The organism is Streptomyces sp. NPDC101490 (genome assembly GCF_044767145.1).
In the GTDB taxonomy this organism is placed as follows: Bacteria; Actinomycetota; Actinomycetes; order Streptomycetales; family Streptomycetaceae; genus Streptomyces.
This window is the reverse complement of the sequence record NZ_JBIWNI010000003.1, coordinates 87656-113892: the sequence shown is the minus strand read 5'-3', so window position 1 is coordinate 113892 and position 26237 is coordinate 87656. Positions and strand designations below refer to the sequence as shown.

22 protein-coding genes are annotated in these 26237 nt (G+C 71.8%); 4 read left to right on the top strand and 18 right to left on the bottom strand.

The genetic code is table 11. The features are described 5' to 3' along the window. Nucleotides 1-15: 15 nt before the first annotated feature. From ACIRQY_RS08195 to ACIRQY_RS08175, 5 genes are all read right to left on the bottom strand, one after another. Entirely contained in the window at nucleotides 16-1218 is a 1203-nt protein-coding gene (locus tag ACIRQY_RS08195; RefSeq protein WP_351796126.1) for an amidohydrolase, read from the bottom strand. 428 nt (nucleotides 1219-1646) lie between these two features. Then, nucleotides 1647-4334, bottom strand: a complete 2688-nt coding sequence (locus tag ACIRQY_RS08190) for a SpoIIE family protein phosphatase (protein WP_403922994.1) — start codon at nucleotides 4332-4334, stop codon at nucleotides 1647-1649. A 551-nt stretch (nucleotides 4335-4885) separates the two neighbouring features. Continuing rightward, nucleotides 4886-6952 (bottom strand): SpoIIE family protein phosphatase, encoded by a 2067-nt coding sequence (locus ACIRQY_RS08185; RefSeq protein ID WP_403922992.1) that lies wholly within the window; start codon nucleotides 6950-6952, stop codon nucleotides 4886-4888. Between the two features lie 220 nt (nucleotides 6953-7172). Then, nucleotides 7173-8189, bottom strand: coding sequence for a response regulator (locus ACIRQY_RS08180; protein ID WP_403922990.1), 1017 nt, complete (start codon nucleotides 8187-8189; stop codon nucleotides 7173-7175). 49 nt (nucleotides 8190-8238) lie between these two features. Continuing rightward, the gene (locus tag ACIRQY_RS08175; RefSeq protein ID WP_403922988.1) at nucleotides 8239-10284 is read right to left on the bottom strand and encodes a sensor histidine kinase; all 2046 of its coding nucleotides are present in this window, start codon (nucleotides 10282-10284) and stop codon (nucleotides 8239-8241) included. A 235-nt stretch (nucleotides 10285-10519) separates the two neighbouring features. Between ACIRQY_RS08175 and ACIRQY_RS08170 the strand changes: the two genes are divergently transcribed. Further along, nucleotides 10520-11041 carry a hypothetical protein gene (locus ACIRQY_RS08170; protein ID WP_403922986.1) on the top strand — a complete coding sequence of 174 codons (522 nt, stop codon included), beginning with the start codon at nucleotides 10520-10522 and terminating at the stop codon, nucleotides 11039-11041. 118 nt (nucleotides 11042-11159) lie between these two features. Here the strand turns inward: ACIRQY_RS08170 and ACIRQY_RS08165 are convergent, their stop codons facing one another. Both ACIRQY_RS08165 and ACIRQY_RS08160 read right to left on the bottom strand, forming a co-directional pair. Next, complete coding sequence (locus ACIRQY_RS08165; RefSeq protein ID WP_351796144.1) at nucleotides 11160-11597, bottom strand: hypothetical protein; 438 nt, start codon at nucleotides 11595-11597, stop codon at nucleotides 11160-11162. A gap of 192 nt (nucleotides 11598-11789) precedes the next feature. After that, complete coding sequence (locus ACIRQY_RS08160) at nucleotides 11790-13244, bottom strand: peptidoglycan D,D-transpeptidase FtsI family protein (RefSeq protein WP_403922984.1); 1455 nt, start codon at nucleotides 13242-13244, stop codon at nucleotides 11790-11792. Between the two features lie 286 nt (nucleotides 13245-13530). Here ACIRQY_RS08160 and ACIRQY_RS08155 point away from each other — a divergent pair, with 286 nt between their 5' ends. Next, a complete protein-coding gene (locus ACIRQY_RS08155; protein WP_403922982.1) occupies nucleotides 13531-14028 on the top strand; it encodes a cupin domain-containing protein in 498 nt (165 codons plus the stop codon). 149 nt (nucleotides 14029-14177) lie between these two features. Here the strand turns inward: ACIRQY_RS08155 and ACIRQY_RS08150 are convergent, their stop codons facing one another. Then, nucleotides 14178-14948: an IclR family transcriptional regulator gene (locus tag ACIRQY_RS08150; RefSeq protein ID WP_403922980.1), complete on the bottom strand. Its 771-nt coding sequence runs from the start codon at nucleotides 14946-14948 to the stop codon at nucleotides 14178-14180. Nucleotides 14949-15090: 142 nt separating this feature from the next. On the opposite strand from ACIRQY_RS08150, the gene ACIRQY_RS08145 reads away from it, so the two are divergent. Both ACIRQY_RS08145 and ACIRQY_RS08140 read left to right on the top strand, forming a co-directional pair. Continuing rightward, nucleotides 15091-16584: an aldehyde dehydrogenase (NADP(+)) gene (locus ACIRQY_RS08145; protein WP_403922978.1), complete on the top strand. Its 1494-nt coding sequence runs from the start codon at nucleotides 15091-15093 to the stop codon at nucleotides 16582-16584. Between the two features lie 289 nt (nucleotides 16585-16873). Then, nucleotides 16874-17350, top strand: coding sequence for a GNAT family N-acetyltransferase (locus tag ACIRQY_RS08140; RefSeq protein WP_403922976.1), 477 nt, complete (start codon nucleotides 16874-16876; stop codon nucleotides 17348-17350). Between the two features lie 88 nt (nucleotides 17351-17438). On the opposite strand, the gene ACIRQY_RS08135 is transcribed toward ACIRQY_RS08140, so the two are convergent. From ACIRQY_RS08135 to ACIRQY_RS08090, 10 genes are all read right to left on the bottom strand, one after another. Further along, nucleotides 17439-17702: a hypothetical protein gene (locus ACIRQY_RS08135; protein WP_403922974.1), complete on the bottom strand. Its 264-nt coding sequence runs from the start codon at nucleotides 17700-17702 to the stop codon at nucleotides 17439-17441. 214 nt (nucleotides 17703-17916) lie between these two features. Beyond that, the gene (locus ACIRQY_RS08130) at nucleotides 17917-18147 is read right to left on the bottom strand and encodes a hypothetical protein (protein WP_403922972.1); all 231 of its coding nucleotides are present in this window, start codon (nucleotides 18145-18147) and stop codon (nucleotides 17917-17919) included. Between the two features lie 84 nt (nucleotides 18148-18231). Next, the gene (locus ACIRQY_RS08125; protein WP_403922970.1) at nucleotides 18232-19443 is read right to left on the bottom strand and encodes a helix-turn-helix domain-containing protein; all 1212 of its coding nucleotides are present in this window, start codon (nucleotides 19441-19443) and stop codon (nucleotides 18232-18234) included. A gap of 1479 nt (nucleotides 19444-20922) precedes the next feature. Further along, entirely contained in the window at nucleotides 20923-21366 is a 444-nt protein-coding gene (locus ACIRQY_RS08120) for a hypothetical protein (RefSeq protein ID WP_403922968.1), read from the bottom strand. A 769-nt stretch (nucleotides 21367-22135) separates the two neighbouring features. Then, complete coding sequence (locus tag ACIRQY_RS08115) at nucleotides 22136-22984, bottom strand: helix-turn-helix domain-containing protein (RefSeq protein WP_403922967.1); 849 nt, start codon at nucleotides 22982-22984, stop codon at nucleotides 22136-22138. Nucleotides 22985-22993: 9 nt separating this feature from the next. Further along, nucleotides 22994-23506, bottom strand: coding sequence for a DUF6879 family protein (locus tag ACIRQY_RS08110; RefSeq protein WP_403922965.1), 513 nt, complete (start codon nucleotides 23504-23506; stop codon nucleotides 22994-22996). 6 nt (nucleotides 23507-23512) lie between these two features. Beyond that, nucleotides 23513-23755, bottom strand: a complete 243-nt coding sequence (locus ACIRQY_RS08105; protein WP_403922963.1) for a hypothetical protein — start codon at nucleotides 23753-23755, stop codon at nucleotides 23513-23515. A gap of 298 nt (nucleotides 23756-24053) precedes the next feature. Next, entirely contained in the window at nucleotides 24054-24404 is a 351-nt protein-coding gene (locus ACIRQY_RS08100; protein ID WP_403922961.1) for an HNH endonuclease, read from the bottom strand. Between the two features lie 125 nt (nucleotides 24405-24529). Then, nucleotides 24530-24823: a hypothetical protein gene (locus ACIRQY_RS08095; RefSeq protein ID WP_403922959.1), complete on the bottom strand. Its 294-nt coding sequence runs from the start codon at nucleotides 24821-24823 to the stop codon at nucleotides 24530-24532. A gap of 942 nt (nucleotides 24824-25765) precedes the next feature. Beyond that, entirely contained in the window at nucleotides 25766-26227 is a 462-nt protein-coding gene (locus ACIRQY_RS08090) for a hypothetical protein (RefSeq protein ID WP_403922957.1), read from the bottom strand. Between the last annotated feature and the right edge of the window lie 10 nt (nucleotides 26228-26237).

Genomic DNA, 26237 nt, shown 5'->3' with positions numbered 1-26237 from the left:
CTCCCTGGGCGGCCGTCAGACCAGGCGGCCGTCCCGGGCGACCACCCGGCCCGCGCGGACCACCAGGTCGCGGCGGGGGAGGTCCACCACCACCTGGGGCAGGCACTCGCCGTCCAGCAGCATGAAGTCGGCGGGGGAGCCCGGGGCCAGGTCCGCCTTCGGCAGGCCCAGCAGTTCCGCGCCGCCGTCGGAGGCCAGCCGGAAACAGGCTTCGAGTTCCTCGTCGAGCCGCAGGTCGAGGGCCCAGGCCGCCAGCCAGGCGCGGTGCAGCATGTCCGCGTTGCCGAACGGGCTCCAGTTGTCACGGACCCCGTCCGAGCCGAGCCCGACCCGCACCCCGCGCTCGGCGAGCCGCCGGAACGGCAGGATCGTCGTCACCGACAGCGCGACCGTCGTCAGCGCGATCCCCGCCTCCGCGAGCAGGTCCGCCGTCTCGTCCAGCTCCCGCCCGGAGAGCTCCGCCACCGCGAAGGCGTGCCCGACGCTCACCCGCCCCTGAAGTCCGAGGGCCCTGGTCCTGGCCGCGATGTCCCGCAGCGGCGCGAGACCCCGCTCGCCCCGGTCGTGGAGGTGGATGTCGAGCCCCAGACCGTGCTTCTCGGCGAGCGCGAAGACCGTGCCCAGCTGGTCGCCCCCGGCCTCGCCGGTGGCGTCGAAGCCCGCCGGGTCGATCCCGCCGACATGGCTGACCAGACCGCTCGCCGCGGCCTCCGCGAGCAGTTCCGCGACCCCCGGCGTACGGACCACCCCGTGCTGCGGGAAGGCGACCAGCTCCACGTCGACGACGCCCGCGAGCCGCCGCGCCGCCTCCGCCACGCCCTCGATCCCCGCCAGGCCGTACGCCGGGGCCACGTCCGCGTGGGCGCGCATCGCCCGGGTGCCGTGCGCCGCCGCGTGCGACATCAGCCGCAGGGCCCGCTCGCCCACCGGGGTGGGCAGCGCGCGGGCCAGCTCCACGTCCCCCGCGACGTACTCGGCGATGCCGTCCGCCGGGCGCCTGCCGCGCCAGGGCTCGCCCCAGGACGTCTTGTCGGGGTGGATGTGGGCGTCGACCAGGGTCGGCAGCGCCAGCCGCCCGCCCCCGTCGATCCGCTCCACGACGGCGTCCCGGGGGACCTCCGGAACCAGAAGTCCGTCGACCGCGACCAGGTCACGGGCAGGCCCGCCGAACGGCCGGACGTCGTGGAACAGGGTCGCGGTACGGGGCGGCGGGATCACGGGGGCTCCTCGGGAGGCGGGGCGGGACGGATGGGCGGGTGGACGGACGTCGTGGCGGGCCCGGCAGGAGCCGGACCGGAGCCGGACCGGAGTTGGGTCAGACCGGACCGGACCAGACCGGACCAGACCGGATCAGACCGGATCAGACCGGATCAGGCAGGACCGGGCCGGGCTCGCGGGTGTGCTGCCACAGCGATCTGGTATACCACGGGTGCTTCCTGGGCTCGTCGTCCACCCTCACCAGCGCGGTCCGTCACCTGGCCCGATCGTCACCGGGGCCGGGGCCCGCCGAACCGAGGCGGTACGGGCATGGGCCGGGGCCGTGCGGACCAGGCCGCGCGGCCGGAGCCGTACCGCTCGGAGCCGTACGGAGCGGGAAGGCGTCGCGGTCGTGACCGCGCCGACGCCGCCCGGTGCCCCGGGGGCCCTCACCACGCCAGCTTCTCCAGCGCGTCCAGGTCCGGCATCTCCGGTTCCTCCGGTTCCTGGTCGTCCCCGCCCGCCCTCAGCTCCGCCCAGATCGTCTTCCCGCGCCGCTCGTAGCGCGTGCCCCACCGCTCCGCGTACTGCGCCACCAGATACAGTCCCCGCCCGCCCTCGTCCGTCGCCGCCGCGTGCCGCAGGTGCGGCGAGGTGCTGCTGCCGTCCGACACCTCGCAGATCAGCGTCCGGTCGTGGATCAGCCGGACCCGGACCGGATCGGCCCCGTACCGCACCGCGTTCGTGATCAGCTCGCTGAGGATCAGCTCCGCCGTGAACGCCAGCCCGTCGAGCCCCCACTCCGACAGCTTCGCCGCCGCCGCGTTCCGCACCGGGGACACCGCCGAGGGATCGCGGGGCACCTCCCACTCCGCGATCCGGTCCCGGTCGAGCAGCCGGGTCCGCGCCACGAGCAGCGCGATGTCGTCCTCCGGCGTCGGCGACAGGAGCGTCGCCAGCACGTCCGCGCAGGTCTGCTCCGGCGACCGGTCCGGGCGGGAGAGCGCCGACCCGAGCAGTTCAAGGCCCGCGCCGAAGTCCCGGTCCCGGTCCTTGAGGAGCCCGTCCGTGAACAGCACCAGCTTGCTGCCCTCCGGCAGCCGCAGCTCCGTCGTCCCGAACGACGAGTCCCCGAGCCCGAGGCCGAGCGGCAGCCCCGGCGGCACCTCCGGGAACTCGACCCGCCCGTCCGGGCCCACCACCGCCGGTCCCGGATGCCCGGCGCTCGCCAGCGTGCACACCCCGGACACCGGGTCGTAGACCGCGTACAGACACGTCGCTCCCGTGATGCCCTCCTCCCGGCGCCGCCCCTCACCCCCGTCCGGCCCCTGCTCCGCGACCCGCTCGTCGGTCCGGCCCGTCAGCTCGTCCAGGTGCCCGAGCAGCTCGTCCGGCGGCACGTCGAGCGTCGAGAAGTTGTGCACCGCCGTCCGCAGCCGCCCCATCGTCGCCGCCGCGTGCAGACCGTGCCCCACCACGTCCCCCACCACCAGCGCCACCCGTGCCCCCGGCAGCGGGATCACGTCGAACCAGTCGCCGCCCACGCCCGCCTTCGCCGGGAGGTAGCGGTACGCCCCGTCCACCGCGCTCAGCTCGGGCAGCGCCCGGGGCAGCAGGCTCCGCTGGAGCGTCACCGCCATCGTGTGCTCCCGGGTGAACCTGCGCGCGTTGTCGATCGCCACCGCCGCCCGCGCCGCCAGCTCCTCCGCGAACGACAGGTCCTCCTCGTCGAAGGGCTCCGGGGTGTCCGCCCGCCAGAAGTTCGCCATCCCGAGGACCACGCCCCGCGCTCGCAGCGGCACCGTCAGGAGCGAGTGCATCCCGTACGCCAGGGCCTCCGCCGCCCCCCGGGGGTCCTGCGTCCGCCAGCCCTCCGCGACCGCCAGCTCCGTCCGCACGGCGTGCCCCGCCGCCAGGGCCGTCGCTATCGGGGCACCGGGCACCTCGAACCGCACGCCGTCCCCGACCGGCTGGAGCGGCTGGCCGGACCGCAGCCCGCTCAGCGCCGTCCGCCGCATCTCCGTGACGCCGACCGTCGTCGGCTCCTCCCCGCGCAGCACCGGTTCGAGCAGTTCCACCGTCGCGAAGTCCGCGAACCCGGGCACCGCCACCTCCGCCAGTTCCTCCGCCGTCCGTACGACCTCCAGCGTCGTCCCGATCCGCACTCCCGCCTCGTACAGAAGTTCGAGGCGGCCGCGTGTCACCGCCGCCCGGCCGGTCAGCGCGGCCAGCTCGGTGGTGTCCCGCATCGTCATCACACTGCCGGGCCCGGAGCCGTCCGGCGCCGTGGGCCGCACGTTCACCGCGAGGAGCCGGTCGCCCGCCCGGTGCACCTCGTCGGTCGCCGTCCGCCCCGACACCAGCAGCCCGGCCGTACGGGGATCGAGACCCAGTTCCGTGACCCGCCGCCCCTCCGCGTCCCCGGGCAGGTCCAGCAGTCTGCGGGCCTCGTCGTTGGCGAGCAGCAGCCGCTGGTCGGGCCCCACGATCAGGACGCCCTCGCGGACCGCGTGCAGGACTGCCTCGTGGTGCTCCTTCATCCGGGTCATCTCGGCGGGCCCGAGGCCGTGCGTCTGCCGCCGCAGCCGTCTGCTCACCAGGGCCGCGCCGCCCACCGAGAGCACCAGCGCGCCCGCCGCCGCCCCGGCGAGCACCGGCAGCCGGTCGCCCATCATGTGCGAGATGCTCTCCACCTCTATGCCACTGGTGACCATGCCGACGACCCGGCCCCGGGCGTCCAGCACCGGCACTACGGCCCGCACGGCGTCATGGGGGTTGCCCTGGTACTCCTCGGTGTACGACTCGCCGTCCACGGTCGCCCGGGTGAAGTCGCCGGCCGCCACCCGGCCGATCAGCGCCGGGTCGGAGTCGGTGTACCGCACGCCGGAAGGGCTCAGGACCGTCACGAAGTCCACCCCCGTGGCCACGCGGGCGGCCTCCGCGTGCGACTGGAGGGCCGCCGTCGGGTCCGGCGAGGCCAGCGCCGCGTCCATGCCCGGCCCTTTCGCGAAGCCCTCGGCCACCGAGAGCGAACGCACCCGGGCGTCCCGGAGGGTGTCGCCGCGCGCCTGGTGGAACGTGACGAACGCGGCCGACACGATCACCAGGAGCGCGATCAGCGCCTCAAGCGCGAACACCTGCCCGGCGACGCTCCGCAGCCCGCTCCTGCGCTCCCGCGCCCCGGCCCCGGGACCGGGCTCGGGAGCCGCCCCCGGCGCCACTCCGGCCCCGGACCCGCCCCCGGACCCCGCTCCGGAACCGGGCGAGGCCTGGGCGGGACCCGAGTGGCCCGCACCGGACGGGGAGCCCGGACCGGGCCCCGCCCCCGTCGTGGTCCCGGGGCCCGCGACCGCCCGGGCGCCGTGCGCGGGCGCCGCCGGGGCGCTGGATGCGGGCCCTGGACCCGGCTCGCGGCCCACTGTGGCACCGCCCGCCCCGGCCGTCCCCTGCCCGGCCGCCGGGCCCGCACCGCCCACCCGTACGGCCCCGGGGGTCTGAACGGCCCCGGGGGTCTGGGGAGAGAGGGGCCCGCCGGGGGCGGACGCCACCGCGTCGGGACCCGCCCCGGATGCCGTGCCCGCCCCCGGGCCCTGCTCCGGGGGCGCCCCGGGGGCCGACAGCGGAGTCGTGTCCCGGTCCGGGCGGCGGGCCGGGCCGCGCCCCGCGCCGCGTCCCGGTCCCCGGGCCGTCATCCCGTGCTCCGGGCGACGAGCAGCGCCACGTCGTCCGCCGCGCCCGGCCGCCGCAGCGCCCGGAGCAGCAGGTCGCAGCTCTCCTCCAGGGGCCCCCGCGCCTCGTCGAGCAGACCCACGAGCAGCGCGAGGCGCTCGTCGATCGGATCGTCACGGGTCTCGATCAGCCCGTCCGTGTAGAGCACGAGCCGGTCCCCGGGACGGAACGGCACCCGGGTCGTACGGAACGTCCCGCCGCCGACCCCCAGCGGCACCCCCGGCTCCACGGACACCAGTTCGGCGGGCCCGTCCACCGGGACCCGTACGGGCGGCAGATGGCCCGCGTTCGCGATCCGGCACCGGCCCCTGGCGGGGTCGTGCACCGCGAACAGACAGGTCGCGATGGAGTGCTCCAGGTCGTCCGTGATCCGGTCCAGGTGCCGCAGGACCTGCGGGGGCGACAGATCGAGGTCCGCGAAGGCCCGGGTCGCGGTCCGCAGCCGCCCCATGACCGCCGCCGCCTCGATGCCGCTGCCCATCACGTCCCCGACGACCAGCGCCGTCTTGTCGTCGGGCAGCGCGATGGCGTCGTACCAGTCGCCGCCGACCTCGCTCGACGCCTGCGCGGGCTGGTAGCGGGCCGCGAGTTCCAGACCCGGGCGCTCCGGCGGCAGCCCCGGCAGCAGACTGCGCTGGAGCGTCACCGCCGAGTTCCGGACGCTCTGGTACCAGCGCGCGTTGTCGATGCTCACGGCCGCGCGGGCCGCCAGCTCCGTCGCGAGCAGCACGTCGTCGGCGTCGAAGGAGAGCGGGTTGCGGTCGCGCTTGAGGTCGAGCGCGCCCAGCACCTCACCGCGCGCGATCAGCGGCACCGCCAGATACGAGTGGACCCCGGCCCGCGCGAGCCGCACCGCCGCCTCGGGGCTCCGCGCGATCCGGTCCAGGTCGCCGGGGCCGACCCGCTCGACGAGCACCGGCAGCCCGGTGCGCACGCACCGCGTGACCAGCCGGTCCGCCCCGTACCGGGCGACCGTCCCCGGCGGGTCCGCCGCCTCCCGCGCCCCGGTCCCGGTCGCCGCCTTCAGCGCCAGCGCCCGGAACACCTCGGGGCCCTCCGAGGGGGCGCCCGGCCTGCGCAGGGTCAGGACGGAGTCGAGGACGTCGACGGCGGCGACGTCCGCCAGCTCCGGCACCACGACCTCCGCCAGTTCGTCGGCGGTCCGCTCCACCTCCAGGGTGGTGCCGACCCGGGCCGCCGCGTCCGCGACCAGCGCGAGCCGCCGCCGGGACCGGTCGGCCTCGGCGTCCGCCCGGTACCGCTCGGTCACGTCGATCACGGAGGCGGCGACGCCCAGGACGCGGTTCTCGGAGCCTTCGAGCCGGTACAGCGACACCGCCCAGGCGTGGTCGTGGTCGGGGTCGGCGGGGGTCCGGCCGACCACCTGGTGGTCGAGCAGCGGGGTCCCCGTGGCGAGGACGGCCCGCAGCGAGGTCTCCAGGGAGACGGAGTCCACCAGCGGCAGCATGTCCCCGATCCGCCGTCCGACGTGCAGGGCGGCGGGCAGCCCGTTGATCCGCTCCAGGGCCGGGTTGACCAGGACGTACCGCAGTTCGGGGTCGAGGACGGCGAGGCCGATCGGGGACTGCGAGACCAGCCGGTCGGAGAGCGCCAGCTCGGTCTCGATCCGCTCGACGACCGTGTGGTCGGCGGCGATCCCCAGGGCGAACAGGCCCCCCAGGTCGTCGGTGAGCCGCATGTTCCGGAACTCCACCCGCCGGACCGTGCCGTCCTTGTGCCGTACGGGGAAGTCGCCCGCCCAGGTGGTGCCGTCGCGCAGCACCTCGCCGAAGAGCCGCAGGGCGTCCTCCCGGTGCTCCTCGCCGACGATCAGCCGCGCCGCGTACCGTCCCAGGGCCTCTTCGGCGCTGAAGCCGAAGAGGTCCTCGGCCCGGGGGCTCCAGAGCACGATGCGCCCCCGGGCGTCCACGACGACGGCGGCGACCCCGAGCACATCGAGGAGCCCCGCACCGTCCAGGGGCACACCCACCCGCCCCGTCGTCCCAGAGAAGGAACCGGCCGTCACGCTGCCCTCCTCCCGCCGCGCCGCGCCTCCTTCCATGCTCCCCGCCCACCGGCCCCGCCGCACCCGCGAGGGCCCCCGAGTCTTCCCTGATCACCGCCGTAGGGGGACCGTTCGATCACCACCGCGGGGGACCGGACCCCCGGACCGGGACGCCGTCGTCGCTTCCCGCGGCGCCCGTACGCCCGCCGGACCGTCGGGAACGGGGCGGGTCAGGGCCCTGTCAGGCGCCGCCGAGCCCCGCCTCGCGGGCCCGTACGACGGCCTCCGACCTGCTGGCCGCCTGGAGCTTCGCCAGGATGTTGGAGACGTGGTTGCGGACGGTCTTCTGGCTGAGGACGAGCCGCCGGGAGACGGCCGGGTTGTCCAGGCCCCGAGCCACCAGATCGAGGACCTCGCGCTCCCGCACGGTCAGCTCGGGCAGGGGCACGGGGGCTGCTCCGGGGGAGCGCAGCCCGGTCAGGTAGGCCACCGCGCGCGAGGCCACGGCCGGGCCGAGGATGACCTCGCCGTTGGCCACGGCCCGTACCGCCCGTTCGATCTCCCCGGGCCCCGCGCCCTTCAGGAGGTAGCCACGCGCGCCCGTGCGCATGGCGGCGAACACCGAGTCGTCGTCGTCCAGCATCGTCAGGACCAGCACGGCGGTCCCCGGCCGGATCCGCAGCATGGCGCGGATGGCGTCGATCCCGGACGGCAGGCGGTCGCCCAGGTGGAGATCGACGACGGCGAGGTCGGGGCCGTACGCCCCCACCGCCGCCACGGCCGCCTCCGCCGTCCCCGCCTCGGCGACCACGGTCACGCCCGGGAGCGCCTCAAGGAGGATCGACAGGCCCATGCGGAACACCGGATGGTCGTCGACGAGCACCACCCGGATCCCCGGCCCGGAGCCCGCCCGGCCGTCTGGGCCTGTGCCGGGTCCGGAGCCGGGTCCGAAGCCCGCCCGGCCGTCCGGGCCTGTGACGAGTCCGGAGCCGGGCTCGAAGCCCGCCCCGGCGTCCGGCCCTGCGACGGGCCGGGAACGGGGCCAGGTACGTGCCCCGACGTCCGTTCCGGCCCTGAGCCCGGAACCCGCCTCGACGCCCGGCCCGGCGCCTGCCTCGACGCCCGGCCCTGAGCGGGGCCCGTCGCGCCGCTCGGTGCCGAGCCCGAGCCCGACCCCGACGTCCAGCCCGACGTCCAGTCCTGCGCCCGCCCCGGCGTCCAGCCCGTAGCCCGCCCTCGACCTCGCCCCGGCTCCCATTCCGCCCCCCACTCCGGCCCCGATTTCGATTCCGGTCCCCGCCCCCGGATCAACGCTCATGCGAAGGGGCCGCCTCCCGCTGGAGGGGGATGCGGAGGACCAGCCGGGTGCCCTGCCCCGACCTGCCCGGATGCCAGGTCACGGTGCCGCCGGCCTCCTCCGCCCGCTCCCGCATCGACTGCGTCCCCACCCCCGGGCGACTCCCCGGGTCCACGCCCCGGCCGTCGTCCTCGACCACCACGGTGAGCACCTCGCGGCCTTCGAGCTCCGCCACGCAGGTACGGGCCCCGGAGTGCCGGGCCACGTTCCGGATCGCCTCCGCGACGATCGCGTACACCGTCCCGGCGATCTCGGCGGGCACCGGACCCGTGCCCCGGTCGCGCACGCTGACCGCGAGGCCGTCCGCCTCGTACCGCATCACCAGCTCCCGGAGCGCCCCGACGAGCCCCAGTTCGGCGAGGACGGGCGGTACGAGCCCCCGCGCCAGGACCCGTACGTCCTCGACGCACAGGTCCAGCTCGTGCCGGAGCCGGGCGAGCAGCGGAGGGGCGGGGCCCGTCCCGGGGCGGCCGAGGTCGACGGCCGCGAGGCCCAGGCCGATGCCCGCCAGGGCGGGCCCGAGATGGTCGTGGAGTTCACGGCGCAGGGCGCGCCGCTCGTCGTCGCGGGCCGCGGCCAGCCGGCCACGGGACTCGCGCAGCTCCCTGGTGACCGTGGCGAGCCGCACGGCGCTCGCGACGACGGGCGCCACCTCGCCCAGCGAGGTGCGGGCCCGCCGGTCGAGGCGTTCTCCCGGGCGGCAGGTCACCACCAGCTCCCCGGCCGCCCGCCGCCCGACGGCCAGGGCCAGCCGGATCGGCTCCGTCCCCGGGGCCGGAGCGCCGGTGTGGGCGAGCCGCTGCCCGTCCGTCCCGAACAGCTGTACGGAGCTGAGGTTGAAGGAGGCGGCCACGCTCTCCGCCATGCCGGTCAGGACCTCCTCGGGGGTGGCCGCGCTGCTGAGATGCCCCTTGACCCGGCTCAGGGCCGGGACGGCCGCCTCGCCGTGCACGAGCCGGTCCACCCGGCGTTGCAGCCAGGCCCGCGACGGCTGGAAGCACGCCGCCACCGCCGCCGTCGCGAGGACCCCGGTCAGGACGTCGTCGCCGCCCGGCAGCGCGAGCCCGAGCAGGGCGACCGCACCGAAGTGGGTGGCGACCAGCAGGCCGGTGAGGAGCGCCCCGACCAGGGTCCGGCTGACGGCGAGCCCGATGTCCCACAACTGCTGCCCGAGGACCACGACCATGACCGCCGCCGGGAAGAACGCCTGCGAGGCCAGGTGGGTCAGCGGGATGACCACCTCCGTCATCGGGTGCCCGCTCTCCTGCCAGACGATCAACGGGACGAACGTGAGGGAGACGAGCGCACCGCCGATGGCCAGCCAGCCCAGTCCCCGCGCGGACGGGTCCCGCAGCCGCCGGAGACCGGCGTGGGCCGCCGCCACCAGGCCCAGCACGGCCACCGCCGCCAGGACCCACAACTGGAGGACGTCGCAGACCCGGGTCCAGGTCTCGTTCCGGATCGCCAGCGGGGAGAACGGTTCGTCCTCCGGCCAGGGCCACGCCGAGGTCAGCCGGACCGTCAGCGCGAGCACGATCGCCGCGACCCCGGCGGCCACCGCCGCCTTCGCGGGGCGCCCGAGGCGCGGTGCGGCCAGCAGGTACGGCACGATCAGGATCAGGGCGAAGGTGCCGGGCACCCACGCGGTGCCGTGCAGGACGGCCCAGGGCGGCGGGGACTCCGTGCCGCCGAACATCGGGACGAGCTGCGGCGTCAGGGCGGCCACCCCGCCGCCGACCGAGTGCAGACCGACCAGCCAGGCCACCGGATGGAACCGGCGCCGCAGGATCACGGCCGCCGTCAGCCCGTAGACCAGCGCGTCCGTGACGTCCGCGACGCTGTACAACTGCTCCGAGTAGGGCGGTACGTCCCCGAACAGCATCAGCGCCAGCGCGGTGAGGGCCGGGCCCCACGACAGTGCCAGTACGGCCAGCGCGGCGCCCCCGTGCCCGTCGCCGGTGGCGGCCCGCCGGGCCGCCGATCCGATTCTCCCCATCCGCTCAGAGTCCCAGCAGGGGCCGTCCCTGGGCGAAGCGTTGCCCCGGCGATTCCCGGCCGGATGCGGGGTGCCCGGAGCGGGCGGCGGTCCGGTGAAGTGCCCGGCGGGCCGGGGCACCGGTCCCGTGCGCCCGGGACACCGGGACGGCCAGCCTGACCGGGGTCAACGACGAACGCGGGGCACGCCGTCCGGGAGACGGGCGGGCCGCCGCACTCGATTCCTTGGGGGAACCATGTCCGTCACCATCCGCCGACGTGCCGCGCTCGGCGCGCTCAGCCTGATCCTCGCCGTCCCGCTGGGCCTGGCCTCGGCCCCGTCGGCGGGCGCCGCCGACGCGCCCGTGGCCCGGAGCGTGGGGCAGAGCGCCCCCCAGAGCGTCGCGCAGTACCGGAGCGACTGGAACAGCCTCAACGGCTACCGGCTGCGGCAGGTCGGGACCACCGCCATCTACGTGGTGATGGACGGTCAGCGTCGGCTGATCCCCGACATGGCCACGCACACCAACCTGTTCGGCAACTCGAACGTCCAGCAGGTGATCGACCTCTACAGCATGCCGGACGGCGGGCCCCTGTCCTCGGGTGCCATCCTGGCCACCTCTCCGAACTCGGACTCGGCCTGGCTGATCAGCAACGGCATCAAGCGGGGGATCACCTTCCGCGCCTTCGAGAAGTACGAGTTCGACTGGTCGAAGATCCGGATGCTGCAGGACGTCGTGCTCTTCTCCGTCCCGCAAGGCCCGAACCTCGACCTCTGAGCCCGGACGGCCCCGGACAGGGCCATGACCAGCCCGGACGAGCCCGGCCGGAGACGTGACGGAGACGTGACAGAGGTATGACGAGGTGTGACGAGGTGTGACGGAGGAGCCTCCTCCGTCACACCTGGGGCGCCTGCTCGGCCACCCGGCCGGCGCCCCGCTTCTCGTACCGCAGGGCCGCCCCCGTCGCGAGCGCGCCCAGGCCCTCCCAGAGGCCGACGCCGAGGAAACCGCTCGGGGCGCGGCCGGTGACGACCGCGAGGGTGAAGACCGCGCAGGTCAGAAGCCGGAAGGGGACCGTCCAACGGAAGAAGGGCTTCCAGTCGGCGAGGGCGGCCAGCACGTAGTAGACGCCCATGTTGAGCGCGGCCATCGAGGAGGCCGTCAGGAAGACCAGGGTGTGATCGCCGTCGGCCCGCCCGCCGTCGGGCACCGGCTCGAAGCCCATCACGGTCAGCAGGGCGTCCGGGACGGCCAGACCGACGACCCCGAGCGCGGCGGCGAGCACCCCGAACACAGCGATGGTCCAGCCGGAGAGGGAACGGGGCAGGCGCACGGCGGTCCTCCGCGGGATCTCTGTTCGGGTCGTCCACCCGACTCGAATGCGTGCTCGGAAACGAGCGTGCCCCTGCTTACCGTGTGACGGGCCCCGACGGCCAATCGGGGCCCCGAACAGGCCGTTCCACGGCCGGAAACCGCGCGCCGGGCGGGAGCGTCCGCCCTGCCGGAGCGCCCGCCCCGCCCGCCCTCACCCCTGCTTCAGCGCCGCCGCCATCATCTTCTGCGCCACCGGGGCCGCGAGCCCGTTGCCGCTGACCTCGGAGCGGGCCGCGCCCGAGTCCTCGATCAGCACGGCGACGGCGACCTGCTTCCCGGTCGACGGGTCCTTCGCGTACGAGGTGAACCAGGCGTACGGGGTCTTGCTGTTGTTCTCGCCGTGCTGGGCCGTACCCGTCTTGCCGCCGACCTCGGCCCCCGCCACGGCCGCGTTGCCGCCCGTGCCCCGCTCCACGACCGTCCGCATCGCGCTGCGCAGCTGCTCGGCGGTGGACGAGGAGACGATCCGCCGGGTGTCCCCGTCCTCGAACGTGGTGAGCGGGTCGCCGCCGGAGTCGACGACCTCCGACACCATGTGCGGGGCGGCGAGCAGTCCGTCGTTGGCGATCGCCGCCGACACCATCGCCATCTGGAGCGGGGTGGCGGTCACGTCGAACTGGCCGATGCCGGTGAGCGCGGTCTGCGCCCGGTCCATGCCGGAGGGGTAGACGCTCGCGTAGGCGCGGACCGGGACGTCCAGCTCGGCGTCGTTGAAGCCGAACTTCTCGGCCATGGCCCGTACCTTGTCCTGACCCAGGTCGGCCGCCAGCTTCGCGAAGACGTTGTTGCAGGAGTACTGGAGGGCGGTGCGGATCGTGGCGTCCGCGCAGGGCGCCGAGGCGTTCTCGTTCCGCAGCACGGTCCGGGTGCCCGGCAGGGTGTAGGGGGAGGGGCTGTCCGTCGCGGTGTCCACGGAGCCGTAGAGCCCGTCCTCCAGCGCCGCCGCCGCGACGACCAGTTTGAAGGTCGAGCCGGGCGGCAGCGGCTGCCGCAGCGCCCGGTTGACCATCGGCTTGTCCTCGTCGGTGGTCAGCGCCTGCCACGCCTCGCCGTCCGAGGTCCCGGCGATCCGCGACGGATCGTAGGACGGGGTGGAGACCATGGCGAGGATCCGGCCGGTCGCCGGATCGACGGCCACGGCCGCTCCCTTCTTCTCCCCGAGCGCCCGGTAGGCCGCCTTCTGCACGTCCGGGTCGATCGTGGTGACGACCGTGCCGGGCTTCTGCTGTTCCCGGGTGACGGCGTCGAGCGGGCTCTTCAGCCGGTCGTCGGTGCCGTCGAGGACGTCCGCGTAGACGCCCTCCAGCTGGGTCGCCCCGTACGCCTGCGAGCTGTAGCCGGTGACCGCCGCGTACAGCTCGCCGTCGGTGTACGTGCGCTGGTACCGGAGATCGGTCCCCTCCGTCCTCTTCGAGCCGGTGACCGGCTCACCGGCCACGACGATGTTCCCGAGCGGCTGCGCGTACTGCGCGATCGTCTTCCGCCGGTTCTTCTGGTCGTCCGCGAGCGCCTTGCCCTGGTACGCCTGCACCCAGGTGGCCCGGCCCAGCAGGGCGAGCACCAGGATCAGCACGAAGACAGAGGTGCGCCTGATCGTCTTGTTCATGGCACCCAGAGGGACGAACGGGCCGGTGGGGGACGTTCCGGATGTATCCGGTTTCTCAGCGAACCTTCATGTCCGGCATGTCCGGCCACCGCTCCTTCCGGGGCCTCTCCCGTGGGTCCGGCACGGTCTCCGGGGCCTCCCGCCGTGGGCCTCCGGCGTTCCCCGGCTCCCTCCCGTGGGTCTGCGCCACTCCCGTCGCCGGGGCATGGAGCGGCAGAATTGACCCGACAATTCTCTGCCTGATTGCACCACTTGCCGGGGTCAATAGGCTCCTAGAGTTGTCCTCATGAACGAGAACACGACCTTCGCCCCGCTCCTGACCCGCGCCGCCACCGCCGAGACCACCGCCGACCCGAGCAGTGTGATGACCCTCCTCGCCGACTCCGGGAGCACCGGCGGACAGCTCACCAGCTACCGCTCCACCTTCGCGAAGGGCGCGGTCGGCGCCCCGGCGCACTTCCACACCAGGGCGTCGGAGATGTTCTACGTGCTCGGCGGCTCGCTCCAGGTCCTGGTGGGCGAGGAGCTGTCCGTCCTGGAGCAGGGCGACTTCCTCCTCGTCCCGCCGCACACCCCGCACGCCTTCGCGGCGGCGCCCGGCGCCGAGGCGGACGTCCTGTTCGTCTTCACCCCGGGCATGGCCCGCTTCGACTACCTGCGCCTGCTCGGCCGGGTCATGCGCGGCGAGGCGGACTTCGAGGAGATCAAGGCGTCCTCGGAGCAGTACGACAACCACTACGTGGACAGCCCGGTCTGGCGTGCGGCGCTCGCCGAACGCGGCTGACCGGAGAACGCGGCTGACCGGATCCGCCTGACCGAGCGCGGCTGACGGATCCGGCCGAACGAGCGCGGTCGACGGATCCGGCCGAACGAGCGCGGTCGACGGATCCGGCTGACCGGACGTGGCCGACCGGGCCCGGACCGGCCCCGGGTTCAGAGCCGCCGGGTCGCCAGGGTCAGCCGGTCCCGCGCGTCGAACAGCGCGTCCTTGATCGTCTGCTCATGGGCCGGAGTCAGCCGGGCGACCGGCACCGAGCAGCTGATGGCGTCCCGCGCCGGGGTCCGGTACGGGATCGCGACGCCGAAGCACCGCAGCCCCACGGTGTTCTCCTCGCGGTCCACCGAGAACCCCCGCTCACGGATGACCCGCAGCTCCTCGATGAGCCGCTCGCGGTCCGTGACGGTGTGCTCGGTCAGCGCGGGCAGCGTCTCCGGCAGCAGCTTGCGCACCTGCTCGTCCGTGTGGGTGGCCAGCAGCGCCTTGCCCAGCGAGGTCGAGTGCGCGGGCAGCCTGCGCCCGACCCGGGTGAACGGACGCAGGAAGTGCTGGGACTGACGGGTCGCCAGATACACCACGTTGGTGCCGTCGAGCCGCGCCAGATGGATGGTCTCGCCGGTGTCGTCGGAGAGCCGGTCCAGGGTGGGCCGGGCGGCGGCCACCACCTCGTCGCCGTCGATGTACGAGGTGCCGACGAGCAGCGCCCGGACCCCGATGCCGTACCGGGTGCCGGTCGAGTCCGTCTCCACCCAGCCCAGTTCGACCAGGGTCCGCAGCAGCATGTACAGGCTGGACTTGGGGTAGCCGACGGCCTCCTGGACCGTGGCCAGCGAGTGCATCCCGGGGCGTCCCGCGAAGTACTCCAGCAGTTCCACGGTCCGCACCGCGGACTTCACCTGTGCCCCGCCCGCGTCGGAAGTCACCATGACCCTCGCCCCTTTCCCCTCGTCCGGTGGCCGCCTGGCCGGACAGGCCCCTTGTGGGACGGCCGGGCCCTCCCTAGAGTCCCGTACGGATGCTCGTTCATCCACAGGAACAGTGTTCAGAATAGCGAACAGGGGCGTGGCGGTGGCGGCAGAACCAGTGTGGAGCGTGGACCCCCGGACGGGGAAGCAGCGCGAGCGGGTCGCGGTGGAGGCCACGGCCGAGGACGTCGACCGCTCCGTACGGGCCGCGCACGCGGTCCGGGAGAGCCTCGCCGACCGGACCGTCCGCGCCGCCTTCCTCCGTACCGCCGCCGACGCCCTCGACGGGGCCGCCGACCGGATCGTGGCCGCCGCCGACGCCGAGACCGCCCTCGGGCCCGTCCGGCTCACCGGCGAACTCGCCCGCACCACCGCCCAGCTGAGGGCCTTCGCCGAGGTCGTCGAGGACGGCTCCTACCTCGACGTGCGCATCGACCTCCCCGACCCCGGGGCCACCCCGCCCCGGCCCGACCTGCGCCGCTGGAAGATCCCCCTGGGCGTCGTCGCCGTCTACGCGGCCAGCAACTTCCCGCTCGCCTTCTCCGTCCCCGGCGGCGACACCGCCAGCGCCCTCGCGGCGGGCTGCCCCGTGGTCGTCAAGGCCCACCCCGACCACCCGGCCACCTCCGCGCTGTGCGCCGCGCTGCTCCGCCGCGCCGCCGCCGACAGCGGCCTCCCGGAGGACGTCGTCGTCCTCCTCCACGGCTTCGACGCGGGCGTGGAACTGGTCCGGCACCCGCTCGTCGCGGCGGCCGGATTCACCGGCTCGGTGCGCGGCGGCCGCGCCCTCTTCGACGCCGCCGCGGCCCGGCCCGTACCCATTCCCTTCCACGGCGAACTCGGCTCCCTCAACCCGGTGGTGCTCACCGCCGCCGCGACGGGGGAGCGCGCCGAGGAGCTCGGCGCGGGGCTGGCCGCCTCCATGACCCTGGGCGCGGGCCAGTTCTGCACCAAGCCGGGTCTCGTCCTCGCCCCCTCCGGCGAGGCGGGCGACCGCTTCCTCGACGCCCTCGCCGACGCGCTCGCCGCGACCGGCCCGGCCGTCCTGCTCGACCACCGGATGCGGGAGGCGTTCGTCACCGGAGTCGCCGGGCGCGCCGCGCTCTCCGGGGTGAAGACGCCCGTCGCCCCCGGAGCGGCGGACGCCCACACGGTCACCGCCGGAGTCCTCGCCGTCGACGCCGCCCGGCTCACCGAGGACGGCCACCGCCTCCTCCTGGAGGAGTGCTTCGGTCCCGTCACCGTCGTCGCCCGCTACGCCTCCCGTACGGAGCTGGCGGAGGTCCTCTCCCGGCTGCCCGGCAACCTCACCGCCACCCTGCACATCGGCGCCGACGACCCAGAGGCGGCCGGACTCCTCGCCGAACTCACCCCGCTCGCGGGCCGGGTGCTCGTCGACGGCTGGCCCACCGGCGTCGCCGTCGCCGCCGCCCAGCACCACGGCGGGCCCTACCCGGCCACCACCTCCACCTCGACCTCGGTCGGCGCGACCGCGATCGAGCGCTGGCTCCGCCCGGTCACCTACCAGTCGACCCCGGACCACCTGCTCCCGCCGGAACTCCGCGACGGGAACCCCCGGGGAGTGCGGAGGCACTGAAACGGGAGGGGTCGGGGGCTTCGCCGGGACCTGAGGGGAGGGCGGGCCTCGTTCCTGCCCCGGAGCCCCCGGAGCCCCCGGAGCCCCCGGAGCCCCCGGAGCCCCCGGAGCCCCCGGAGCCCCCGGAGCCCCCGGAGCCCCCGGAGCCCCCCGAGCCCCCGCCCCCGGCGACGCCGGTCGGACCCTCGCGCGCCCCCGGCCCAGAGCCGCGTCGGGTGGGCGTCACCCCGCGTCCGGGAGGCCGGGGCCCACCGCAACCGGGTCACCGGCTCCCGCGTCCTGTAGGGCTGTGATCAGACTCGCCACCGCCGCCGATCTCGATGCCGTCGTCGCCCTCCACACCGAGGCCCGCGCCACCTACTACCGGGGCCACCTGCCGGACGCCGAGTTCCTCGGGCCCGGGGAGGTGGACCGTTCCCGGGCGGGCTGGGCCGCCGCCGTGGGGCGCGGGACCGTGCTCTGCGCCGAACGCGACGCGGAGCTCGTGGGCGTCGCCGCGTACGGGGAGCGCGACGGCCTCACCCACCTCACCCAGCTCCATGTGCTGCCCGCCCGCTGGCGGTCCGGCGTCGGCACCGCGCTCCACGCCGCCTGCGTCCGCGTCTGGCGTGCCGCCGGGACCCCCTCCGTACGCCTGGAGGTCTTCGAGAAGAACGAACGGGCCCTGGCGTTCTACGCGGCCCACGGCTGGATTCCGGACCCCGAGCGCCCCCGCGACGGCGACCACCTCGTGCTCCGGCTCACACCGGGACCCGCAACGGAATGACCCGGACCGGCGGGGCGGAGTTCACCGGCATACGAGAGTTCTCGGGTCGGGCCGGTGTGTGACGTGGAACCGGACGCGGCGGGCCGGGTCACGGGCGGACCTCCCCATAGGGGTTGCCCGTCCCGGGTTCGACGCGCCAGTAGGTCTCCGTACGCAGCTTGAAGCCACGGTGTCCCGGGTTCATGCCGGTGTGGGCGAGCGACCACGTCTGTGCCGGACGGCCGTCGCCGTCGGCTGCCGTGGACACCTCATGACAGGTAGCGCACTCCATCCGGAACACGGCGACGGGAACCCCGGGCCGGTCATCGGCGCTCAGCTTCCACACGGCGTGCGCCAGGGTGCGACGGCTCACCAGTGCTCCCACCCGTGCGTCTGCCGGGCCCGTGCGGTCTCCTCGGCCGTCGCCGGTCGAACGTCCTCCTTCGCGGCGGTCCACGCGTCACCACTGCCGACGGGGCGAATCCAGCAGAGACCCGTCACGACTCCCAGGAACCGCCCCACGGCACCCGTGCGCCCGTCCGTGACCATCGAGCCGAGCTCCGGCTGTTCCGCATTCCCGGGGGCCGTCACAGGCTCGCCCACAAACCGAAGTAGACCCGCCGCAGCAGCGGGCGGGTCGGCATCACGTACCCGCCGCGCGGAACCCAGTCCGGCGGGTCGGACCACGCCGGGAACGGGTTCCGCTCATCAGGAATCGGTGGATAGGGACGCTGCGCACGTCGCTCCAGCGCCGTGGTCAGCTCCGTCACTGCCTTCGCCAGTTCCGTCGTAACGGATTCCCTGGTGTTCTCGCTCATCGCCGTCCCCTCAGTACGTCGTAGGAGGACTCTCCCGCCGTCGGACGAACCGCTACAGGGATGCAACGTCCCAGTTTGTCGACGCTATTGATCGACTCCCAGGAACTCGGCGAGCTTGCGCAGGCCGACCGGCCGGGACGGACCGGCCCAGAGGTCGCTCACGACGGCGACGGCGAGGGTGTGGTGGCGCATCCAGGCAGGGGCCACCCGCCGCAGCGACTCAAGGGCCTTCACCGCGCCTTCGGCATGACCCACATCCGTGTGTGCCCGTGCCACGTCAAGGAGCAGCCAAGTGCGCCAGGAGGGTGGGATGTCAGAAGAGAGGCGCATTCCCTCGGCCAGCCTCAGAGCCTCTTCGGGCCGCTCGTGCTGGACGGCCAGGCGGACGCGCTCGATGCGGACGGACGACCGGCTGAATACAGAGACGAGTTTGCCGTCCACGGGGGGTGGGAGCCCGGCCAGCCGACCGGCTGCCTTCTCCGCCGTCGTCATCATGTCGTTGGCGGTGGCGTAGTCGTCGCTCCGGGCGTAGGAGGTGGCTGCGGACATCAGCAGCGCACCCCACACACGAATGCCTTCCGATGTGTGGGTGTGCTCCTTCTCCACGCCGTCCGCAGCGTGAACAGCGAGGTTCCGCGCGTCGTCCAGGCGGGCCTGCCGCTGGTAGGCCCATGCGACGGAGTTGGAGACCATGGGCGCGAGCAACGGGTCCGACGAATCCCCGGCGGCGAGATGGGCCCGTTCCAGTGCGGACAGCGCAAGATCGGTCTTGCCGAGCCGGATGGCCAGGTGTCCCCCCAGCTGCAGAGCCTTCCCCAGTGCTGCTTGTCCGGCGGCACGTTGTTCCGGTCCGCCCACCGCGGCCATGAGCCGTGCGTCCGCGATGATGCCCGGCAGCGCATCGATGAGGCGGCCGAAGTCGGCAGCGTGGTACAGCGTCCAAGCCTCGGTGAGTTCGGCCCTCAGGAGGGAGGGAGAGAGCGCCTCGGCGCCCGCGGGCTCGACGGGTGGGGCGAAGAGCGGCGGCATGATCGCGCGTCGTACGGCGACCAACTGGGGCGGGTCGGCCTCCCCGCTGGACGGCACGGCGGGTGGGTCACCGAGTAAGGCGGTCAGCTCCACCCCGAGGCCCCGGGCCAGCGAATGGAGCGTCGGCAGGCGTGCGCTGTGCTTGCGGTGCTGTTCCAGCTTCCGGATCACATCGACAGACACATCGGAGCGCTCCGCCAGTCCTTCCTGCGTGTGGCCGGCAAGCCGCCGCAGTCTGCTCAGTCGGTCGCCCAAGTGCTCAGCCATGAGTACAAGTTACTGCTCCACGTGTATCAAGCAGCTTCCCTGCCGGTCGAAACCGTCCCCGTCGTCATCGCCCCCGTCATCGCCCCCCGCTATCGTCCGACGGTGTCAGTCGGCCACGCGCGGACGGGGACGCGGACGGGGACGGGGACGGACCGAGTTCTCCGATGTCCTGGGCAAGCCGCGTGCCGCACCGGCCGACAACCGTGGTCGCGCCCCGGTGCGCGTGCCGCACCGGCAGGGCGTCCGTCCGGGACACGGGCACTCGGGCCGTTGCCCGCCGTCGCTCCGTCGAGGGCGGGCGGCGGGGAGCCCCGGGAATGATTCGGGCAGGTGGGGACGTTCCATCGGGGAACACCCGTCCGACCATCGGTACCCCTCGGAGAGAAGTCCTATGCGCGTCGAGATCTGGAGCGACATCGCCTGCCCGTGAACCAAGAGAACCAGATCTTATCGCGGGGGGCCGGACCTGCGGGGAATTTGCCCCAACTGCCTATGTGAAGAAGCGCAGTTGAGGCAACCAAAGAGCCCCGCCCATGCGCCACGGGGGAAGCGCACAGACGGGGCCGTCCAGGGGGCCTACAGGGCCGCGCTCAGGGTCTCGCAGACCTCGGCGCTGGTAGGCCGGTTGACGGGCGAACGGCTGAGCATGTGGGGGATGAGACCTCCCAAGACTCCAGGTACCTCTACCGGTCGGTGAGGGCCCGCCACGATGGCCCACCGCTGGTCTTCCCTGGAAGCGTCGTCCGGGTAAGCCACGTGCCGCCATCCCGTCGCGCTGATGAACAGGGCAGCCCCCAGCGCGTACACGTCCGCTTCCTGCGTCGGCGTTGCTGTTCCTGAATCCAACACGCTGGCTGAGATTTCCGGCGCTTCGTAGTGGACGAGACAGCCCCGGTATGGGAAGTCATAGGCGCGGGGAATCCGGCCCCCGCTGGACAGCGCAAGATCGATTAGGAACGCGCCGCCGGACTCCCCTAGAAGGAAATGGTCAGGCTGTACGTCCCCGTGCGTCCATCCCGCTCCGTGCAGGGCCGACAGGGCCACGGCGCATGAAAGCGCGTCTCCGACGTTCGGTTCAGCCTCCTCGTTCCGACAGGGTGCCCATCGGTCATAGAGGCTCTCCCCGCGTCGCCACGGCTGAGCGCCCCACGTCCCGTGTTCCCACTCTCCGCTGAAGATTTGATCACGGGTGAGCTGGCGCAGAACAGCCGCTTCGCGGGCAGGTGCCAGAGCGGTCCATGCGTGCGTTCGACTCGGGTAGCCGACTTTCACCGCGTAGGGACCGGATTCCGTCTTCACCTTCCACACGGAAGAGCCGCGCCGGTTGAGCACCAGTTCGGCCGGTCCCGGATTCAGCAATTGGAGCGCTCCGGACGGCGGATCGTACGGCCCTTCAAAGATCATTCTTCACCCTCTAACAGTGGGGCCGATCCTCGCGATTGAGGACCGACCCCTTCCCCTGTGCTGGCCAGACGGTTGTCAGACCGCCCGGTAGTCCCGCCCGCAGTCGGCATCACACTGCGCGGCATTCTCGCCGTTCACGGTCCACAGTTCATCCGTGACCGTGAACCCACCGGCCTTGATGGCGTGCGCGGTCGCCTGCACCTCCTCCAGGACCCGACCACCGCCACCCGGGCGCGGGTTGTGCTCCAGGAACCGGCCCGCGTACGTCTCGCAGAACTCGCGGTAGTCGGCGGTGTGCAGGATGAACGAGTGAAGCGCGCCGTCCACGTCGTCGCTGGGGACCATCTTGACCGTAGCCGTGCCGACCGTGGCGAGGAACGCGAGCGCCTGATCCGTCGCGCGCTCCGCCTTCTCCAGGTCGTAGCCGAAGTGCATCACGGTGAATTCCGCGATGCTGTCGAACAGGTCGGCGCTCACCAGAGAGCGGCCGGTCTTGAGGCCATTCGCTACAGCGGTCATTCCTGTGTTCCTCCTTGTCGAAGTGGAGCACGGTGCCCGGGGTGCTAGCTCTTGCTTGAGCCCCCCCGGAGCTACCCATCCCGTGAGGAATGGAGATTGAGCCGCCCCTGCCGGGGTTTCCTGGTGGGGGAACACCTCTGCGGATATGCGTCCGGCAGGGACGGAGATTTAGGCGGCCCAGCCTCGGGCCACGATGACGGCGACGGCGTAGACCCACGCAGCAGCGGCAAGACCCACCACCAGCCCGCGCACGGCTCTCACGTCTCCTCGGTACGGAACGGGGACAGGGGCGGGTCGCTGCCGGGCGGGAAGTAGACCAACCCGGAACGCATGTCCAGCGCTCCGCCTCCCTCCGTCCACCAGCCCTCTGGAGAGTCCCTGTATGGCCCGTCAGGGTCGTCTATGAGGCTGACCAGCATTGGGGCTGGTAGCGGGCGCGTACGGCGCTTTTGGAGCCTCACGGGAACCGTCACCGCTTAAGCCCCTGCGGGTCGTCACAGTCGATGTGCCGATAGACCACGGCCGGACCAGCGGACTGCCTTTCGATCTCACCCCGGCGGCAGCGCTCCAGGGACTTGATCGGCTTCCGGCACGCCGGGCACGTCTCCCCCGACGGGGCGAAAGTTGTGTACTCCGGTCGGCTTGCGTCGGTCTCGGGCTGCTGCGTCGTGCTTGCCATGGTCGCCGTCCCCTCACGTGGTCCGATGACGACCAAGCTAGGAGGGAGGGAACATCAACTCACAGGAGATTGCACGAGGTTGCACGCCAATCACCCGAGTGCATCCATGGCCGATGAGATCAGCGCGCGAGCAGGGTCACCGTAGACAGCCAAGGCTGCCAGCTCGGCGAACGTCTCCGCGTACATGGTCACTTCGCTGGGCTGCGTGATCGTGAGGTACCCAGAGACCAACTCGACGTTGACCTGTGCAGAGTCGAAGATCCAAAACCCCTCGACCGGCATTCGTGACCGGGCAAGGCGCATAGGCACAATTCCCAGGCTGATATTGGAAAGCGAGCCGAGCGTAAGAAGGTGGCCGAGTTGGCCAAGCTGTACATCGGTTTCACCTAGGCCGTTCCGCAGTACGGATTCCTCAAAGAGGAACGCAAAGCGGCGGCCACTCTCATAGAGCACACGCTGGCGGTCCATCCGTGCGGCAACAGCTTCGGCAACGTCGTCAATTTCCACGCGCCTCCGCTGAACCGCGCGCAAAACAGTTTCCGTGTATTCGCGTGTCTGGATCAATCCCGGCACGAGCCACGAGGAATAGCAACGAAAACGCCGAGTGCGTTCGTACAGCGGCAAGCGCGCTTCTTGAGCCTGCTTAAGGCCCGTGCGTTCCATTCTTCGCCAACCGATCCACGCACCCTCGGCAGTCCTCAGGAAGGCAACGAGATCGGCGGTTTGATCCTCCGCGCCGGTCGCCCGACACCAGGCCAGAATATCGTCAGCGGACGGGGGTGTCTTGGCGTTCATGATTCGAGAAGACTTGGACGGATGCCAATCGCAGCGCTCGGCGATATCGCGACCCGTCAGACCAGCATCCCGGCAAAGCTCAGCGAGTCGATCAGCTAGAGCCTGCCGGGCCTGCTGTGCGCTGGAAGATGGAGAGACGGCCATGATAGGAAATCAGCGAACCCGGTATTCCCCGTGAGGCGTGGCCCGTTCCCAAACCGATCCAAACGCCAACTTCACCATTTCGACGACGGCCGGTTCAGTGCACCACTCACGATCAACCACTTCGCCAATTCCAGAGAAGTAGGTGAACAGGACCCTCTCGCCGTCGAACATCCAGAAATCGGTACCGGGGAGCGCGATATTCGCTGAATTCCGGCGAGGCAGCCAACGAACTTGCTCCCCAGCCGCAACGTTTGGAAACGTCACATCGTGCTCGTACCGGATATAGTCCGTCACCGGCTCGGAAACGATCCGGGCGCGCTGCATCACAACCCCGCGCCCCGTCACCTCAGTTACCACGTCCAGAAAAGGACGCCACCACGAGGAGCGATCAGCAGGGTTAAGCCTTTTTCCTTTCTGCCAGGAAATGAACTCGGGGTCGTTGGGTTGGTAGGCGTCGCGCATTTCAAGGTGCACGGCCGACTCTTTGGCCTTGATCAGGCCCTCAAGTACCGGGTTTGTCATTGCCTCTTACTCGCTGTCGGGCCGGGGGATGAATTGGAGCATGACCTTGGGGAGACGGATGATCGTCTCGTGGTCCGGCACATCCGAGGAATGACCGGGAACGGAACCGATTTCCTTACACGCCTGCACCTCTTCCTCGGTCGCCTTGTATGACTGGATCAGAAGATCACCGGTCTCGTCATCGAGCCAGATCGTGGGCGAGTCCGTGTCAGGGCTGTTCGGGATGATGCCAATGAACCGTAGGGCCATGTCCGCTCCCGTTGTCGAGTGGGTTGCACCAACGTGCACGAGCCTCCCCCCTACGGGGCGGACAGCGCAAGAGGGCAGACCTCCAGCTATCGACCTAGGACGTGGTCACCCTCAAGGCATAGGAAAGCCCCGGGCAGCGAGTGACCAGGGCATCAAAAGAGGGTCGATACCTCCGCGCAAAGGCTTCGAGTTGCGGCGCTAGCTTTTTCCCTCCCTGCCGCGCTTCTGTGAGGCCCGGAGGGGGTCACCCCCCAGGGGTACGGTCTGACGATACGTCAGGAAGTCGAATTGGCGCGACTCAGAAAGGCGGAACGTCGTCTTCCGATTCACTCTTCGTGGTCCAGCGCTCCCACTCACGCTGAGCCTGTGATTGCCGCTGACGCTCAGCCACAACACCACCAGCCTGATTGCGGCCTGTCTCTCGGTTATGGCAGCGCACGCAAAGGGCTCTCAGGTACTCGTGTGCATTCGGATCGGAGACGCCACGCTTGACCAACTCCTTTCGGCTCAGCGGGAAGTGATCAGCCACCTTCGACGGCTGATCACACAACACGCACCACGCATTCAGGTAGAGGAATGCCGCACGCTTACGCGGCCAGTCCTTGCCGTATGCGCTGGTCCCCTTCTCGGCACGTCGGGAAGTCAGCATGTGCACATGATCGCTACAGGCCCGTTCCTTACCGCTTACCAGGTTGGGACAGTTAGGGGTCATGGTGCAGCGCCGCCGGGGGAGGCTGGGCATAAGAGGGGAGTCCCTTCGGGAGGCAGGGGCACCTACGGATTTCCGGAGGTGGGGGCGTCGGCAATGGCGCTGAATAGCTCCGCATCGCTGAGCCTCCGGATTGCTGCCACGGCGTCCATTTCCTGCTGTACGTCGTCCAGTGGGTCTAGCTCATCCTCCGCAGTGCACAGCATGTTCCGAATGGCTTGCACCAGGCGTGCCGCCTTTTCCGGATCGGCATTTCCGCCAGTGAGAATGCCGCTCAGTTCGTCGGCGTAGGTGAGTGCATATCTCAGTGATTGGGCCAGCGCCTCAGCGTGCGAGGATGCGCAGTCGTCAGCGAGCATGGGCGTTTTCCTTCACGCCAGCACACACGCTAGCGAACAGGCTGTCAGGGAAAAGAGCAGGTCAGAAAGGGTGGAGATTCTCGCCGGCTGAGGGTGCCTGGTTGCGGCAGCACACCCCGGGGAGGGACCCCCTTGCCGACGCAGAGAAGCGCGGCAGGGAGGAAAAAGCCTGGCATGGCGCATTGAAGGATTCCTGCGGGTAACGAAAGGGCCGTGCCGCTGGTGGGGAGTTCCAGCAACACGGCCCTAAGTGCTCACGCGGGCGGAACGACGGGAGGGGAAATCATCGCCACCCCGTGGTCGAGCGGGTAAGCCCTGCTGTTCTCAATTCGGTAAAGCTCGCCGGTGGCACCCCGGGCGTACTTAGCGGAAGGTGTCAGCGGTTCCCCAGTTTCAGCATCTCGGGGCCAGTTGGGGTAATCCCACTTGGGGCCCGGCTGCAACAGCGTCTCATCAATCGGGTTTGCGCTGTCGAAATAGCTAGTCATTAATGCCTTTCCATGCCCGGTAGCCCGCCAGGCAAAGTGACTTTCGGTAGCCCGGGTAATCCGGTCGGATGCCCCGGGCGATTAGTTGAGCGCGTACCAGCGGATAGAAACAGTTCACGTCCGCTGGCACGCCTAGGCCGTCCTCAGTGCACAGCTCACAGAACGGGCTATCAGCCATAGTGGTCAGCCCACATCAGCCGTAGCGCGTCTAGCGGAATGGTCGGCGGTGCCAGCGGATTACCGGCAGCGTCGTAGTGGGTGAGGTCCACCAGGGCGCCACGCTGCCAAACCACGCCCCGGACTACCGGCGCTCCGCCAGGCTGAGGAAAGACCACATCCGTCGGTCTGTGCGTGTCAGCGAAACACGGCGCTCCATTGGCATCCCGGGGCCAGACCAGATAGGCGGGTTGGCCGTTGTAGTCTGGCCCCGGGTCAAGTAGGTCAGGGGTCATTCCTAGTCCACCTTGTACGCTGCCAGCGCCTCAGCGACAAGGGAATCCCCGCGCCTGCGCCGAAGTGCATAAATCGCGTCTTCCTGCCAGCGCCTCAGCTCCTCCAAGGGGTCCACGTAGCGAAGGTCAGGAACATTGCACGTGTCGTCCCCAAGCAACGTTGCGCAATGGTGGGCATGAGCACGGATGGTATCGACGGCATCACGCCGGGCTAGGTATTCGACAACCAGGCCGTTAAGAGTCCCAGCCTCAAGCGCGGTCGCCATCTCATCGGCGCTGGGCTTGTCTCCCTTAGCCTGCTTCTCAATCTCCATTCGGTCCTTGAGGAACTGGGCGGCTAGCTCGCGTTCCTTCTGTGCGCGCTCAGCGGCCTTCTCAGCCTGCCGGACAGCCTCAGCCTCGGCCAGCTTCGCGGCAGCCGCCTCAGCGGCCTTGAGCGCCTTCTCAACGTCAATCGCGGTCATGATGCTTTCC

Coding starts and splice junctions, on each gene's coding strand:
- ACIRQY_RS08175 (WP_403922988.1), bottom strand. CDS start 10,284: ATGGGGAGAATCGGATCGGCGGCCCGGCGGGCCGCCACCGGCGACGGG.
- ACIRQY_RS08105 (WP_403922963.1), bottom strand. CDS start 23,755: ATGGCCCTACGGTTCATTGGCATCATCCCGAACAGCCCTGACACGGAC.
- ACIRQY_RS08125 (WP_403922970.1), bottom strand. CDS start 19,443: ATGGCTGAGCACTTGGGCGACCGACTGAGCAGACTGCGGCGGCTTGCC.
- ACIRQY_RS08100 (WP_403922961.1), bottom strand. CDS start 24,404: ATGCTGACTTCCCGACGTGCCGAGAAGGGGACCAGCGCATACGGCAAG.
- ACIRQY_RS08170 (WP_403922986.1), top strand. CDS start 10,520: ATGTCCGTCACCATCCGCCGACGTGCCGCGCTCGGCGCGCTCAGCCTG.
- ACIRQY_RS08180 (WP_403922990.1), bottom strand. CDS start 8,189: ATGGGAGCCGGGGCGAGGTCGAGGGCGGGCTACGGGCTGGACGCCGGG.
- ACIRQY_RS08150 (WP_403922980.1), bottom strand. CDS start 14,948: ATGGTGACTTCCGACGCGGGCGGGGCACAGGTGAAGTCCGCGGTGCGG.
- ACIRQY_RS08130 (WP_403922972.1), bottom strand. CDS start 18,147: ATGAGCGAGAACACCAGGGAATCCGTTACGACGGAACTGGCGAAGGCA.
- ACIRQY_RS08115 (WP_403922967.1), bottom strand. CDS start 22,984: ATGGCCGTCTCTCCATCTTCCAGCGCACAGCAGGCCCGGCAGGCTCTA.
- ACIRQY_RS08120 (WP_403922968.1), bottom strand. CDS start 21,366: ATGACCGCTGTAGCGAATGGCCTCAAGACCGGCCGCTCTCTGGTGAGC.
- ACIRQY_RS08160 (WP_403922984.1), bottom strand. CDS start 13,244: ATGAACAAGACGATCAGGCGCACCTCTGTCTTCGTGCTGATCCTGGTG.
- ACIRQY_RS08110 (WP_403922965.1), bottom strand. CDS start 23,506: ATGACAAACCCGGTACTTGAGGGCCTGATCAAGGCCAAAGAGTCGGCC.
- ACIRQY_RS08095 (WP_403922959.1), bottom strand. CDS start 24,823: ATGCTCGCTGACGACTGCGCATCCTCGCACGCTGAGGCGCTGGCCCAA.
- ACIRQY_RS08155 (WP_403922982.1), top strand. CDS start 13,531: ATGAACGAGAACACGACCTTCGCCCCGCTCCTGACCCGCGCCGCCACC.
- ACIRQY_RS08090 (WP_403922957.1), bottom strand. CDS start 26,227: ATGACCGCGATTGACGTTGAGAAGGCGCTCAAGGCCGCTGAGGCGGCT.